The sequence below is a fragment of the Roseomonas nitratireducens genome (genome assembly GCF_017813355.1).
Lineage (GTDB): Bacteria > Pseudomonadota > Alphaproteobacteria > Acetobacterales > Acetobacteraceae > Neoroseomonas > Neoroseomonas nitratireducens.
The window spans coordinates 157,554-171,454 of sequence record NZ_JAGIYZ010000012.1 but is presented as its reverse complement, the minus strand read 5'-3'; the positions used below and the strand labels follow the sequence as shown (position 1 = coordinate 171,454).

Annotated in this window: 14 protein-coding genes; 9 read left to right on the top strand and 5 right to left on the bottom strand. The window is 72.2% G+C overall.

What is annotated here, in order from left to right:
* Positions 1-129: 129 nt before the first annotated feature.
* On the bottom strand, positions 130-1,728 hold the full coding sequence (locus tag J5Y09_RS13975; protein ID WP_209352413.1) for an MBL fold metallo-hydrolase: 1,599 nt from the start codon (positions 1,726-1,728) through the stop codon (positions 130-132).
* Positions 1,729-1,733: 5 nt separating this feature from the next.
* Positions 1,734-2,498, bottom strand: a complete 765-nt coding sequence (locus J5Y09_RS13970; protein ID WP_209352412.1) for an SDR family NAD(P)-dependent oxidoreductase — start codon at positions 2,496-2,498, stop codon at positions 1,734-1,736.
* Positions 2,499-2,719: 221 nt separating this feature from the next.
* Here J5Y09_RS13970 and J5Y09_RS13965 point away from each other — a divergent pair, with 221 nt between their 5' ends.
* The 4 genes from J5Y09_RS13965 (at position 2,720) to acdA (ending at position 6,457) form a co-directional block, all read left to right on the top strand.
* On the top strand, positions 2,720-3,472 hold the full coding sequence (locus J5Y09_RS13965; protein ID WP_209352411.1) for a Crp/Fnr family transcriptional regulator: 753 nt from the start codon (positions 2,720-2,722) through the stop codon (positions 3,470-3,472).
* A 77-nt stretch (positions 3,473-3,549) separates the two neighbouring features.
* A complete protein-coding gene (locus tag J5Y09_RS13960; protein ID WP_209352410.1) occupies positions 3,550-4,458 on the top strand; it encodes a hydrogen peroxide-inducible genes activator in 909 nt (302 codons plus the stop codon).
* A gap of 29 nt (positions 4,459-4,487) precedes the next feature.
* Positions 4,488-5,225, top strand: coding sequence for a DUF533 domain-containing protein (locus tag J5Y09_RS13955; protein ID WP_209352409.1), 738 nt, complete (start codon positions 4,488-4,490; stop codon positions 5,223-5,225).
* Between the two features lie 2 nt (positions 5,226-5,227).
* A complete protein-coding gene (gene acdA / locus J5Y09_RS13950) occupies positions 5,228-6,457 on the top strand; it encodes a 3-sulfinopropanoyl-CoA desulfinase (protein ID WP_209352408.1) in 1,230 nt (409 codons plus the stop codon).
* A gap of 301 nt (positions 6,458-6,758) precedes the next feature.
* On the opposite strand, the gene J5Y09_RS13945 is transcribed toward acdA, so the two are convergent.
* Positions 6,759-7,535: a hypothetical protein gene (locus J5Y09_RS13945; protein WP_209352407.1), complete on the bottom strand. Its 777-nt coding sequence runs from the start codon at positions 7,533-7,535 to the stop codon at positions 6,759-6,761.
* 692 nt (positions 7,536-8,227) lie between these two features.
* Between J5Y09_RS13945 and ykgO the strand changes: the two genes are divergently transcribed.
* Complete coding sequence (ykgO, locus tag J5Y09_RS13940) at positions 8,228-8,353, top strand: type B 50S ribosomal protein L36 (RefSeq protein ID WP_188966940.1); 126 nt, start codon at positions 8,228-8,230, stop codon at positions 8,351-8,353.
* 46 nt (positions 8,354-8,399) lie between these two features.
* Here ykgO and J5Y09_RS13935 read toward each other — a convergent pair whose 3' ends face one another.
* Positions 8,400-8,786 carry a hypothetical protein gene (locus J5Y09_RS13935; RefSeq protein ID WP_209352406.1) on the bottom strand — a complete coding sequence of 129 codons (387 nt, stop codon included), beginning with the start codon at positions 8,784-8,786 and terminating at the stop codon, positions 8,400-8,402.
* A 132-nt stretch (positions 8,787-8,918) separates the two neighbouring features.
* Between J5Y09_RS13935 and J5Y09_RS13930 the strand changes: the two genes are divergently transcribed.
* From J5Y09_RS13930 to J5Y09_RS13920, 3 genes are all read left to right on the top strand, one after another.
* Entirely contained in the window at positions 8,919-10,364 is a 1,446-nt protein-coding gene (locus J5Y09_RS13930) for an FAD-linked oxidase C-terminal domain-containing protein (RefSeq protein ID WP_209352405.1), read from the top strand.
* Positions 10,365-10,473: 109 nt separating this feature from the next.
* Positions 10,474-11,652, top strand: coding sequence for a glycolate oxidase subunit GlcE (glcE, locus tag J5Y09_RS13925; protein WP_209352404.1), 1,179 nt, complete (start codon positions 10,474-10,476; stop codon positions 11,650-11,652).
* The gene (locus J5Y09_RS13920) at positions 11,649-12,254 is read left to right on the top strand and encodes a hypothetical protein (RefSeq protein WP_209352403.1); all 606 of its coding nucleotides are present in this window, start codon (positions 11,649-11,651) and stop codon (positions 12,252-12,254) included. Before glcE ends, J5Y09_RS13920 begins: the two co-directional genes overlap by 4 nt.
* On the opposite strand, the gene J5Y09_RS13915 is transcribed toward J5Y09_RS13920, so the two are convergent.
* On the bottom strand, positions 12,239-12,664 hold the full coding sequence (locus J5Y09_RS13915) for a hypothetical protein (protein WP_209352402.1): 426 nt from the start codon (positions 12,662-12,664) through the stop codon (positions 12,239-12,241). The two genes, J5Y09_RS13920 and J5Y09_RS13915, sit on opposite strands and share 16 nt — an antisense overlap.
* Positions 12,665-12,783: 119 nt before the next feature.
* On the opposite strand from J5Y09_RS13915, the gene J5Y09_RS13910 reads away from it, so the two are divergent.
* Positions 12,784-13,857 carry a tartrate dehydrogenase gene (locus J5Y09_RS13910; protein WP_209352401.1) on the top strand — a complete coding sequence of 358 codons (1,074 nt, stop codon included), beginning with the start codon at positions 12,784-12,786 and terminating at the stop codon, positions 13,855-13,857.
* Positions 13,858-13,901 lie beyond the last annotated feature (44 nt).

Below are 13,901 nucleotides of genomic sequence, written 5' to 3'. Positions count from 1 at the left end.
CAGCGGCGCCATCCGCTCCCACGCCGTGTCGCTCAGCACCAAACGATCCAAGACGCCCAAGGCCAGCTCCCCAAAGGCAGCCTTGAATCACGTCACGCCGCCTTCGGGAATCCCAAGAGTCCACACGACCTAGCCGGCGTCCAGCGCGCCGCGCAACCGCGCCATCACCGCCCGGCGCGCGCCTTCATCGGGCGCGCGCTCGATCGCTTCCTCGATCGCGAGCAGCAGCGCGGCGCGGGCATTGTGCCAGTCCGGCCGCCCGGCCTGCGCCGGGTCGGGCCGCCGCCGCGCCACCTCCCGCCGGCGCGGCGCCGTGGCGGGGGCAAGGTCGTAGGCGTCGTCGAGCACCGGCAGGATCACCTGCTCCGGCCGCGCGAGGCCCTCGGCCGCGACCCGCGCGGCGAGCGCCTCCATCGCCGGCGGTTCCCCATGCACCAGGAAGACGCCGCCGGTGACCGGCCCGCGCGCCTTGAGCCAGGCGGCGAGTTCCGGCGCGTCGGCATGGCCGGAATAGTCCCTGATCTCCTGGATGGAGGCGCGCACGCGGATCGTCTCGCCCTGGATGCGCACCTCCTCCTTGCCTTCCAGCAGCAGGCGCCCGAGCGTGCCTTCCGCCTGGAAGCCCGTGAGCAGCACCGTCGCCTCCGGCGACCACAGCCAGCGCTTGAGGTGGTGGCGGATGCGCCCCGCATCGCACATGCCCGACCCGGCGATGACGATGTGGAAGCCCTCGACCTCGGCGATGCGGCGGGATTGTTCCACCGTCTCGGTGAACTGCAGCAGCGGGGATCGCAGCGCGCGCTTGACGGACCGCCCGTCCTCCAGCGCCGCGGCGTGGTCGAGGAAGATCTCCGTCGCGCGGATGGCGAGCGGGCTGTCGACCATGATCGGCGCCATCGGGATGCGCCCGGACTGCATCAGCGTCACGAGGTCCCAGCAGATCTCCTGCGTGCGTTCCACCGCGAAGGCGGGGATCAGCAGCGCGCCGCCGGGATGCGCGGCGTCCTGCACGATGCCCGCGAGCCTGTCGCGCCGCGCCGCCTGGTCGACGCAGGGCCTGTCCTCGTCGCCATAGGTGCTTTCGAGGAACACGTGGTCGATCGCCGCGGGCCCTTCCGGGTCGCGGTGGAAGGCGCTGCAATCCGGGCCGAGGTCGCCCGAGACGAGCACGCGCATCGGCGCGGCGCCGTCCCCGGCGAATTCCAGCTCGATCGAGGCCGATCCCAGCATGTGCCCCGCATTCCACCAGCGCGCGCGCACGCCCGGCACGCCCGGCACCTCGAGCCAGCGATCCATCGGCACGGCGCGCAGGGCGCGCAGCGCGGCGATCGCGTCGGCCGAGGTGTAGATCGGCTCCACCTCCGCCCGCCCGCGCCGGCGGTTGCGGCGGTTGAGGTTCTCCACCTCCATCTGCTGCACATGCCCCGAATCCGGCAGCATCACGCCGCACAGGTCGACCGTCGGCGCGGTGGCGAGGATCTGCCCGCGGAAGCCTTCCTTCACCAGCCGCGGCAGCAGCCCCGAATGGTCGATATGCGCGTGCGTCAGCAGCACCGCATCGATGTCGCGCGGGCTGTAGGGGAAGGGCTCCCAGTTCAGCGCCTTCAGCGTCTTGGGTCCCTGGAACATCCCGCAATCGACCAGCAGGCGCGCGCGCCCGGTCTCGAACAGCAGCGACAGGCCGGTGACGGTGCGCGCGGCGCCGCAGGCGCGGACGGTGACGGTCATGGCCGCTACTCCGCCGTCACGCCGCCATCGACGGGCAGCGCGATTCCGGTCACGCCCGCGGCGGCGTCCGAGAGCAGGAACACGACCGGCCCGGCGATGTCCTCGGGCTCCATGATCCGCCCGAGCGGGATGCGCGCGCTGGTCGCGGCGACGAAGGCGGCGTCGGCCATCAGGTCCGCCGCGAGCGGCGTGTTGACCAAGCCCGGGCAGACCGCGTTCACGCGGATGCCGCGCGCGCCGAGTTCGAGCGCCATGCTGCGCGTCAGCCCCATCACCGCATGCTTGCTCGCGGCGTACAGGCTGCGGTTGCGCGCGCCGACGAGCCCGACGACGGAGGAGATGTTCACGATCGACCCGCCTGTGCCGCGTGCCGCCATGCCGCGCGCGACCTCCTGCGCCACGATCGCGGCGCCCTTCACGTTCAGCCCGAGGATGCGGTCCATCTCCGCCTCGCTCGCCTCGAGGAAGGGTTCGCGCGTCACGCTGCCGGCGTTGTTCACCAGGCCGTCGAGCGCGCCCGCCGCGGCGATCGCGGCGCGGATCGCAACCGGATCGGCGGCGTCGAAGGGCAGCGCTTCCGCCGCGCCGCCGGCCGCGGCGATCTCCTCGACGAGGCGGAGAAGACCCTCGCGCCGCCGCGCCGCGACCACGACCTTCGCGCCCGCTTCCGCCGCGGCGAGCGCGACCGCGCGCCCGATGCCGAGCGACGCGCCGGTGACGAGGATTCTTCGCCCGTCGAGACGAAACGCCGTGCCCTTGCCCATCCTCATCCTCCGTTCCGGCGCCGCGTTTCATGCAGCGCCTGCATCATCACGTTCGGTCCGCAGCATGATCCGCAGCCGGCTTCATTCACGCCGCGCATCATGCACGGCACAAGCAGCCGCCATGCGCGTCTTTGTTCTTGATCTGCCTCAAGGCTGCGAGGAAACTCATGAAGTGGCCAGAAGGTCACGGGGAGCTTCGGGCGACACGCCAGCCCGGTCAGGTGAACATGAACCCACTCGACGCAACGCGCGGGATGATGGACGGCCTCGGCACCGAGGCGAATGTCTGCGTCAAATGCGGATCGCGCTCCATCGGGCTCTGCGCGCCGCTCGATGTCGCGGCCCTCGACGACATGTCCGGCGAAAGCGAACGCCTGTCGCTCGATCCTCGTGACGCGATCTTCCACCAGGGCGACGCCGCCCGGTACGTCTATACGCTCACCGAGGGCATGGCGCGGATGACGCGCGTGCTGCCGGACGGGCGCCAATCGGTCATCGGCTTCCGCTTCGCCGGTGACCTTCTCGGCTTCACGCCGGGCGCGGAACACGCCTTCGGCGCGGAGATGCTGACGCGCGGCACCGTCTGCCGGCTCGACCGCCGGCGGCTCGAGCAGTTGTTCCGCCGCTACCCGGTGCTGGAACGCCGCTTCCTCGACCTCTGCGTCAAGGAACTCGCGGCGAGCCAGGACCACATCCTCGCCCTCGGCCGCTTCAACGCCGAGGAGCGGGTCGCCGCCTTCCTCGTCTCCCTCGCCGAGGCGCAGGAACGCCGCGGGCGCCCCGGCCCGGTCTTCGACCTGCCCGCGACGCGCGCCGATATCGGCGAGTTCCTCGGCCTCACGCTCGAAACCGTGAGCCGCGCCATCTCCGCCTTCCGCAAGCGCAACTGGATCCGCCTGCACGGGCATTCCGGCATCGAGCTGACGGACCGCGAGTCGCTGATCGGCCTGGGCAGCGGCGAGGGCTCCTGCGCCGCCTGACCCGCGGGGGCCGCGCCCAACGGTCCCCGGCCGCTATTTCGTGACCGAATCGAGCCCGCCGGGATACGCCGGCGGGCATGACCGACCTGCCCAGCCCGCAGCAGCTGCGCTACCTCGTCGCCCTCGCGGAACATGAGCATTTCGGCCGCGCGGCGGCGGCCTGCGCGGTCACGCAATCCACCCTTTCCTCCGGCATCCTCGCGCTCGAAAGGCTGCTCGACGCCGCGCTGCTGGAACGCACGGGCGGCAAGCGCCCGGTCTTCACGCCGCTGGGGCATGAACTGGTCGGCCGGGCGCGCATCGCGCTCGCCGCGCTGACGGCCTGCGTCGAATCGGCCGAGGCGGCGCGGGAGCCGATGACCGGGCCGCTGCGGCTCGGCACCATCCCGACCATCGGCCCCTACCTGCTGCCCCGGCTGATGCCCCGGCTGCGCGCGGACTTCCCCCGCCTGCGCCTGTGGCTGCGGGAGGACCAGGCCGACCGGCTGCTCGAAGCCCTCGCCGCCGGGCGGCTCGACCTGCTGCTGCTCGCGCTGCCCTGCGACGGCGGCGGGATCGAGACCGAGACGATCGCCGAGGACCCCTTCGTCGTCGCCCTGCCGCCCGGCCATCCGCTGGCCGCCCTGGCCGAGATCCCCCCCGCGGCGCTGGACGGCGCGGGCCCGCTGCTGCTGCTCGAGGACGGGCACTGCCTGCGCGACCACGCCCTGTCCGCCTGCGGCACGGCCGCGCCCGCGCCGGGGGGCGAATTCGCCGCCACCTCGCTGCACACGCTGGTGCAGATGGTCGGCGGCGGGCTCGGCATGACGCTGCTGCCCAGGCTCGCCGTCGCGGGCGGCGTGGCGGCCGGCGCGGCGGCGGAACTGCGCCCGCTGTCCGGCGGCTTCGCCCGGCGCATCGCGCTGGCCTGGCGGCCGCGCAGCCCGCGCGCGGAGGAATTCCGCGCCCTCGCCGCGCCCATTGCCGAGGCCCTGCGCGGCCTGTAGCAAACATGCCAGGGGCAGGGAGGGGCGAGATGGCGCGGTTCGACCTCGGCAATGTGCTTGGCGCGGTGCTCGGCGGCGGCGCCCCGGCGCGCGCGCCACGGCGGCGCAGCACGCGCGGCTCGCAGCAGGACCTGGCGCGCGCGCTCGGTGCGCTGGCCGGCGCGGCGATCGAGGCCTGGCAGCGTTCCTCCCAGACACCACCGGCCCCGCCGCCCGCGCCCCCGCCGCGCCGCGGCGCGAAGCCCGCGCCGGGCTGGGACACGCCCGTGCCCGCGAAGGCACCGCCCACGCGCGGCAGCGTGCCGCCATCCGGCCCCTGGGGCGCGGCGCCGCCCGCCAAGCCCGCCCCCGCCCCGCGCGCGCCGGAAGGCTGGGCGCCGGTGCCGGGCGCGCCGCCGCCCCCGCCCATCCCTGCCGAGGACCGCGAGGGCCTTCTCATGCTGCGCGCCATGGTCGCCGCCGCGCGCGCCGACGGGCAGGTGGATGCCGAGGAACGCGGCCGCATCGCCGAGCAGCTGGACGCCGCCGGCCTCGGCCCCGCCGCGCGCGACGCGGTGCTCGCCGAATTCGACCGCGGCGCGGCGCCCGAGGCGCTGGCGCGCGAAGCGCGGGACCCGATGCTCGCCGCGCAGGTCTACGCCGCGGCCGTTGCCGGCGCCGGCGCCATCCAGGAGGCCGAGCGCGCCTGGCTCGACGGCTTCGCCAAGGCACTGAAACTTGACCGCGCGGCGGTCGAGGCGATCGAGCGCCGGATCAGGGGGGGATAGACATGGCCGACGACCTGACCGAGGCCGAGGCCCGGCTGCGCGACCGCGCCCGCGAAGTGGCGGGCGAGGCCGCCGCCCAGGCCGCCGCGACCGACCGGTCCGAGCAGTATCCCTGGCCCATGGTCCGCCGGATGCAGGAAGCGGGCTTCATGGGGCTGACGGTGCCGAAGGAATGGGGCGGGCCAGGCCTGTCCTATTTCGACGCGGTGCTGGTCATCGAGGAATTCTCCCGCGCCTGCGCCGTCTGCGGGCGCATCGCCGTCGAGGCGAACATGGGCGCGATCGGCGCCATCATGGCCTATGGCACCCCGGCCCAGAAGCGGATCGCCGCCGACCTGGTCCTCGCCGGGGACAAGCCCGCCATCCTGATCACCGAGCCCGAGGCCGGGTCCGCCGCGACCGACATGCGCACCCGCGCCGTCCGCCGCGGCGACACCTGGGTGATCGACGGGGACAAGACCTGGATCACGGGCGGCGGCGTCTCCCGCCTGCACCTGATCTTCGCCCGCGTCATCGAGGACGGGGAGGAGAAGGGCATCGGCGGCTTCATCGTGGCGCGGGACGGGGAGGGGATGCCGCCGGGGATGACCGCGACGCGCATCCCGTCCATGGGCCTGCGCGGCATGCCGGAAGCCGACGTCGCGATGCGCGGGCTGGAAGTGCCCGATTCGATGGTGCTGCGCCCGCCGGGCGGCTGGGCGCGCGGCTTCGGGCGGCTGATGGATGCCTATAACGGGCAGCGCGTGGGCGCGGCGACCGTCGCGCTTGGGCTCGCCGCCGGCGCCTATGGCCACGCGCTGGACCGCGCCCAGGCGCGCCGCCAGTTCGGCCGGCCGATCGCGGAATTCCAGGGCCTCGCCTGGATGCTCGCCGACATGTCGATCGAGATCGAGGCCTCCCGCGCCCTGGTCTGGCGCGCGGCGCGATCCGCCGGGCCGAACGGCTTCCCGGACCGGCTCGCCGCCGCGCAGGCCAAGGTGATGGCGGCCGACATGGCGATCCGCGTGACCAACCAGGCGCTGCAGGTCTGGGGCGCGGCAGGGTATTCGCGCGACAACCCGATGGAACGCTACGTGCGCGACGCGCGGATGTTCGCCATCGCGGGCGGGACGGCGCAGGTGCTGCGCACGCAGGTGGCCGAGCAGATCCTGGGGCGGAAGCTGCCGCAGACGCGGGATGGGTTCGCGCGGATCGGCGAGGAAGAGCGCGCGGCCCGCAGGGCAGCGGATTGAAAAAGGGAAGGCCGGGGGAAGGGAACTTCCCCCGGGCCCCCTTCCTTTTCTGTCTGTTGGCGCGGGGCGTGGAGGGCGGGACCCCATGGCAGCGATGATCAAGTTCACGCACGACACGCGCCTCAGGCCGATGGTCCGGGGGCGCGTGCCGTGCTCAGCACCGCCGGTAAACGATGAACGCCCCTTGGTGAGTTTGGCTTTGGCAACAAGGGCGTCCGCTTCGAACCCTGCGATGTGAAGCCCGAGTTCTGGCTCACCTCGAAGCACCAGGCGCTCGCGCAATCCGCGTGCCGGCAGGCGCTCAGGAGGTGTTCTGGTGCGGCTTTTCGACCAAGGCCGCGTAGAATGCTGCACCCACCCCGTCACCCGGGTATTTCGCGGATGCCGCAAGCCGGATCGAATCGATCCCCGGGAAGCTTGGCCTGGGCCAAAGCGCCGGGTCCGGCTCCTCCTGATAGGCGAAGCCATAGGCGACCCAGAGTTCCGCGTATTTTTCCTGGGCCGGGTAATTTTCCCGGGCGAGGGCGGCTTCCGTGATGTAGACGTCCAGCGGGGTCACCTCATCCACCAGCGCCATGCCCAGCGCCTGAAACAGCGCGGGCTGCCCGGCCGCCACCGCGCGATAGGCCAGGAGCGGGCTGTCCGGAACCGGCCAGAGGATGCTGCCGGAGTACGCCACGCTGACAAAGGCCGCCCACCGGCGGAACTCGCGCTCGTGGAAGGCGGCCTCGGCCTCGCTCAACCCGTGGCGCGCACGGTAGTCGGCGGTGACGGGCGAGAGGTCGAAGGCCTGGGCGGCGGCGATGGCGCGCATCAGGTCCTCCCGCTTGGGCGCCGCCCGCCCCCGATAGTCGCCCTGGTTCTTCTCCACGACAAAGGCCCCGGCCACCCAGGAAAGGGCGGACAGCGTAAACCAGGACTCCCCGTCCAGCCGCAGCCACCGAAAGAGGGTGACCGCTGCCACCACAGCTGCGGCGCCCACGACGATATGGTGGGTGATCCCGCGCTTGCCGGCCTCGCGCATCGCAGCCCGCCGCTTGCCCAGCGTTTCATATGGAGGATCCGAGGCCTCGCTCACCGCACCCTCCAATTCGCCGGCCTGACAGCATGGTCAACCCCAGCCACAGGGATCAAGTGCGACGCAAGATGGCGGAGCGCTGGAGTGTTCGAGAGGGGTTCGAACCGAGCGTACACGTCTGTCCCGTTTTCCTCCCAGCCGCGTTCGGTATAGGCCGATGCGCGTTCCCCATTTGAACCTGCGATACCGCTCCAATGCGGATGAGACGCCGTGATGCTGGTTCCGCCCAAGAGGATCCATGCCCCGGCTCCCCTTCCTTTTCTGTCGGTTGGCGCGGGGCGGGCAGGGGGCGCCTGCGACTCCACTGGCGGGAAAGGAAAAAATTCCTTGAATCGCGAGGTGGGCGTCACTAGGGTGATGGTCCGTTCTTTGAACCGTGCATCCGCCCGTGTTCCGCCCCTGCCGGGGGGTGCCGGGGAATTTGTCCGAAACCCGCACGCCCCTCTCCGCGCCGGTCCCCATCTGACAAAGAAGGTTGGGGGTCCGGGGGAAGTTCCCTTCCCCCGGCCTGTCGCGCGAGTGCCCTCCGCACGATTTGTCCGAAACCCGCACGCCCACCGTGCCGGGCCCCGGGGGAAGTTCCCTTCCCCTGGCCTTTCCCTTCGACGCCCTCCGCGCATTTGTCCGAAACCCGCCCGGTGGTTGACTTGCGCGAACCGCCCCCCTAGAAGCGCGCCTCCACGAGGTAAGCCATGAAGATCCGCAATTCCCTGAAGACCGCGAAGACCCGGGACAAGAACTGCGTGGTGGTGCGTCGCCGCGGCCGCGTCTACGTGATCAACAAGAAGAACCCCCGCCTGAAGGCGCGCCAGGGCTGAGGCCCGGCGCAAGCCGCAGCGGGTTGGGGGGCTTCGGCCCCCCTTTCTATTTCCGGGGTGCGCCGCCGCCTCCGCCCTGCGGGCGCAGGATCTCGGTGCCCACGCCGCCGCGGTCGCCCTGGGTCCAGGTGCCGGCCAGGCTGCCATCGGCTTCGACGGCATAGGCCGCGGCGCCGATGTCCCGCCCGGCGACGTAGCCGATCACCATCAGCGGTCCTTCGGGGATCAGCAGGCCCACGCCGCGCGACGTGTCGCCCGACACGTTCCAGGTGATGGTCCAGGTGTTGGTGCCGGTCTGCCGCAGCGTGGCGGTGCCTTCGTAGCGCTGGCCGTCGGGCGTCTGGCCCGCCACGGCGTAGGTTCCGGCCTGCTGGGCCGATGCGCCGGCCGGCAGGGCAAGCGCGAGGGTCGCCGCAAGGATCAGGCGTCGCATGGTGTGGTCTCTCCGCGGGCTGGCGCCGTGCCGGCCTCGTTCCGGAGTCTGAGCGCGTCGCCGCCGGGGATGCAATGCTTGCCGGCCCGCCTCGCGATGCGCATCTTCCGCCGGTCGAGAGGAACGCCGCCCGTGATCGCGCTGCCTGCCCCCAAGCCCGAGATCCTCGCCCGCCGGGAGGAGATCCTCGAAGCCCTTCGCCGCATCGTGCCCGGAGATGGCGTGATCGGCGATGCGACGCGCCTCAAGCCCTATGAGACCGACGGCCTGGCCGCCTATCGCCAGGTGCCGCTCGCCGTGGTGCTGCCGCGCACGACCGAGGAAGTGGCCGCCGTGCTGCGCTGGTGCAACGCGAATGGCGTGCGCGTGGTCCCGCGCGGCGCCGGCACCTCGCTGTCCGGCGGCGCGCTGCCGCTGGCGGATGCCGTCGTGATCGGCCTGATGCGCATGAACCGCATCCTTGAGATCGACCTCGAGGACCGCTTCGCCGTGGTGGAGGCCGGTGTCACGAACATCGGCATCACCAAGGCCGTCGAAGGCGACGGCTTCTTCTACGCGCCCGATCCGTCGAGCCAGCTGGCCTGCATGATCGGCGGCAACGTCATGATGAATTCCGGCGGCGCGCATTGCCTGAAATACGGCGTCACCGCGAACAACCTGCTGGGCGTGAAGTTCGTCACGATCGAGGGCGAGGTCATCGACATCGGCGGCGCGCATCTCGACGCCGCGGGTTTCGACTGGCTGGGCCTGATCACCGGCAGCGAGGGCCAGCTGGGCCTGGTGACCGAGGTGACGGTGCGCATCCTGCGCGGGCCGGAAGGCGCGCGCGCCATGCTCGCCGCCTTCAAGGGCACCGAGATCGCAGGGGCCGCGGTCGATGCCATCATCGGATCGGGGATCATCCCCGTCGCACTCGAGTTCATGGACAAGCCCTGCATCCATGCCTGCGAGGCCTTCGCCCATGCCGGCTATCCGCTGGATGCCGAGGCGATGCTGATCATCGAGGTGGAAGGTTCCGTCGCCGAGCAGGACGACCTGCTGAACCGGATCAAGGCGATCTGCGAGCGCTTCGACCCGATCAGCCTGAAGGTCGCGGAGAGCGCCGAGCAGTCGCTCGCGATCTGGAAGGGCCGCAAGGGCGCCTTCGGCGCGGTCGGGCGCATCAGCCCCGACTATCTCTGCATGGACGGGACCATCCCGACCAGTGAGCTGCCCTTCGTGCTGAAGCGCATCGGGGAGATGAGCACGCAGTACGGCCTTGGCGTCGCCAACGTGTTCCATGCCGGCGACGGCAACCTCCATCCGCTCATCATGTTCGACGCGAACGACCCGGAATCCTTCCGCAAGGCGGAGGCCTTCGGCGCCGACATCCTGCGGCTCTGCGTCGAGGTCGGCGGCTGCCTGACCGGCGAGCATGGCGTCGGCGTCGAGAAGCGCGACCTGATGACGGTGCAGTTCACGGCGCGGGAGCTGGACCAGCAGCGCGCCATCAAGACCGCCTTCGACCCGCAATGGCTGCTGAACCCGTCCAAGGTCTTCCCGCTGGAGGGCGCGCCCGTGCCGCTGGCTGCCGAATGATGCGACAGCCCATGCATCGGACCCTGCGGCCGGCCGAGGCGCCGAATGGCGCCCGCCGCGCGTGCGGCGAGCCAGGCGCGCGGATCGGTCACGATCCGCGATCCCTGGCATGAGCGCGACGCTCGCCCCGGCCGACGAGGCCGCGGTCGCCGCCGCCGTCGCCGCGGCGCATGCCGCGCGCGAACCGCTCGCCATCGAGGGCAATGGCACCAAGCGCGGCCTGCTGCGCCCGGTGCAGGCCGCGCGCACGCTCTCGCTGCGCAACCTCTCCGGCATCACGCTCTACAGCCCGGCGGAGCTGGTGCTGTCCGCCCGCGCCGGCACGCCGATCCCTGAGATCGAGGCCGCGCTTGCGGAAAAGGGCCAGCAACTGATCGCCGAGCCGCCCGACACGCGCGCGATCTTCGGCACCGACGCGCCGGCCACGCTCGGCGGCATCGTCGCGACGAACCTCTCGGGCCCGCGCCGCATCACCTGGGGATCGATGCGTGACCACGTGCTCGGCATCCGCTTCGTGAACGGGCAGGGGGAGGTGCTGCGCTCGGGCGGGCGCGTGCTCAAGAACGTCACGGGTCTCGACCTGTGCAAGCTGCTCTCGGGCGCGCATGGCACGCTCGGCGTGCTCACCGAGATCACGCTGAAGGTCCTGCCGGCGGGCGAGACGAGTGCCACGCTGCGCGTGCATGTGCCCGACGCCGCGGCGGGCGTGCGCGTGCTCTCTGCCGGGCTCGGCAGCCCCTTCGGCGTCTCCGGCGCCGCGCTGGTGCCGGACGCGGCGGGCGGCTTCGCGGCCTGCCTGCGGCTCGAGGATTTCGCGCCCTCCGTCACCTACCGGTCCGCACGGCTCGCCGAGGACCTCGCGCCGCATGGCGACGTCGCGGTGCTCGATGCGGACGCCACGCGGGCGCTGTGGCGGGAGATCCGCGACGCCGCGCCGCTCGCCGCGCAGCCGGGCGAGGCCATCTGGCGCGTCTCGGTGCGTCCTTCCGCCGGGCCGGCGATGCTGGCCGCGGCGGATGCGCTGGGCGGGCGGGGCTTTCTCGACTGGGGTGGCGGGCTCGCCTGGCTCGCCGGGCCGGCGAGCGAGGCCGCGCATGGCGCCATCGCCGCCGCCGCTGCCGCCGCCGGCGGCACCTGCACCCTGTTCCGCGCGCCGGAGGCGCTGCGCCTGTCCGTCGCCGTGCTGCCCGACGAACCGGCTCCGCTCGCGGCCATCGGGCGGCGCGTGAAGGCGGCGCTCGACCCCGCCGGCATCCTCAACCCCGGTCGCATGAGGGCGGGGGCATGAGGCGCCGGCTCGCCGCGCTGCTCCTCGCCGTTCCGGCGGCGGCGGCGGCGCAGGGCTCGCCCGACGTCATCGACATCACGGCGGTCGCGGTCGAAGGCGCGACCGTCGCCGAATGCACCGACCGCGCCGGGCGGCTCGCCGCGCAGTCGCGCGCGCTCTCGCTCGCCACCGCGCCGCCGATCGACCTCGTCGCCGGCATGCGCACCTTCTACGACCACGTCATGCGGCTCGACGCGAATGGGGAGCTGAACTCCACCGCGCAGCTCAGCACCGTCTATGTCGCCGGCCACGATGCGGGCGGCGTGGAGCACCGGCGCGTCGTCACGCCCTTCGTGCGGGTGGAGGTGTCGCGCCCCTGGGGCACGCCGGCCGATGCGCCGTCGCGCATCTCCATCGCCTGGCTCTGGCTGAGCCGCATGGCGGAATCGGCCGAGCGCCCCGGCGGGCCGCTGGTGCAGTCGCCGCTGCTGCACCGCTTCGACGTCTCGGGCGAGGTCGAGACGCGCTACGGCAGCTGGGGCCATGCCGTCGCGCCCTGCCGCGCCGGGCGGGACGGGCGCTGGGCCGGCGCGGTGATGGTCTGGACCTACCTGCCGCCCTGAGCCGGGGCGGGGGCGGGGGCGCTCGCTTCCTGGATGGCGAAGCGGGCCCTGCCCTCGGCTTCCAGCGTGGCGCGGCGGGCATCGACCTGACGCTGCACCGCGTCGCGGTCGGACCGGCTGTAGCGGTAGCGGCGGCAGCCGGAATTCCAGTCCGTCACGGCGGCGTTGAAGGCCTGCACCTGGCCCTGCTTGGCCGCGCGCATGTCGGGCCGCGCGGCCTCGATGCGCACGTCGTTGAACATGCACCAGCGCAGTTCCGCGCGGCTCAGCGTGCGGCTGCCGTCATGCGCGGCGGGCTGGGTCTCGGTGAAGTCCTCGCTGCAGCCGATCAGGGCGAGGCCGAGGCAGGCGGCGGCCAGCAGGCGGAAGGTCATGGCGTGGCTCCCCGTCATGCGGAGGGTGGCAGGCATCTCGATCCTGCCCCGGGCGCCGCTGCCCCGCACTGATCCAGTTCACATGCCGGCCGGGGTTGTGCGCGGCGGCCCGCGCGGCCACCCTCCGGCCCAAGAGGGACTCGAAGGAAACCGCCATGGCCGCGCGCAAGCACCGCATCGCCGTCATTCCCGGCGACGGGATCGGCAAGGAGACGACGCCCGAGGGGCTGCGCGTGCTGGACGCCGCCGCCCGCCGCTTCGGCTTCGAACTCGACCTGACGCATTACGACTGGTCCTGCGAGACCTACGCCCAGACCGGCAAGATGATGCCCGATGATGGGATGGACCGGCTGCGCGACAGCGACTCGATCTTCCTCGGCGCGGTGGGCTGGCCGGGCGTGCCGGACCATGTCTCGCTCTGGGGCCTGCTGATCCCGATCCGCCGGCAGTTCGACCAGTATGTGAACCTGCGGCCGTGCAAGCTGCTGCCCGGGTCGAAGTCCCCGCTCGCCAACCGCGGCCCCGAGGACATCGACTTCTACGTGGTGCGGGAGAACACCGAGGGCGAGTATTCGTCCATCGGCGGGCGGATGTTCCCGGGGACGGACCGCGAATTCGTCTCCCAGCAGACGGTGATGACGCGCATCGGCTGCGACCGCGTGATCAAGTACGCCTTCGAGCTCGCCATGACGCGCAAGCGCAAGAAGGTGACGAGCGCCACCAAGTCGAACGGCATCACCTTCACCATGCCCTATTGGGACGAGCGCTTCGCCGAGATGGCGAAGCACTACCCGCAGGTGACGACGGACCAGTTCCACATCGACATCCTCTGCGCCCATTTCGTGCAGCATCCGGACTGGTTCGACGTGGTGGTGGGCTCGAACCTGTTCGGGGACATCCTGTCGGACCTGGGCCCGGCGGTTGCGGGGTCCATCGGCATCGCGGCGTCCGCCAACATCAACCCCGAGAAGACCTTCCCCTCGATGTTCGAGCCGGTGCACGGCAGCGCGCCCGACATCGCCGGCAAGTGGATCGCCAACCCGATCGGGCAGATCTGGTCGGGGGCGATGATGCTGGAGCATCTGGGGGAAAAGGCCGCCGCGGACTGCATCGTCGCGACCATCGAGAAGCTGCTCGCCGAGGGCGGCCCGCGCACGCGGGACATGGGCGGGCAGGCGGGGACGGTCGATGTGGGCCGCGCGATCGCCGAGGCGGTCGCCCGCGGCTGAACGGCCTGTCACTTGAGCGGCGGTTGAATCGTCGCTACCCTAGC